Annotated in this window: 1 protein-coding gene; it reads left to right on the top strand. The window is 61.2% G+C overall.

The genetic code is table 11. The annotated features are described in order from the left end of the window. Positions 1–224, top strand: a 224-nt coding sequence (locus Q1A89_RS23470; RefSeq protein WP_299734164.1) for a hypothetical protein, incomplete at both ends; no start/stop codon positions are given.

The following is a 224-nucleotide window of genomic DNA, read 5'->3' on the forward strand; positions in this document are numbered from 1 at the left end:
GCCACCGGGGACGATCTGGCCGAATATCTCAAGCACAACGAGTTCAACACCGACAGCCTGCTGGCCTTTTTCAAGGAAGCCTTCGGGGTCGAAACCTACACCGCCTCGGCGGGGACGACCCACAGTTTCGTGCCCGACGTCCTGGGCGGCGGCATCCGGTGGGACAACCGGATCAACTGGGATAGTGAGGTCGTACCGGGCCAGAATGCCCTTGATAGTGTCGA

It is taken from the genome of uncultured Tateyamaria sp., assembly GCF_947503045.1.
In the GTDB taxonomy this organism is placed as follows: Bacteria; Pseudomonadota; Alphaproteobacteria; order Rhodobacterales; family Rhodobacteraceae; genus Tateyamaria.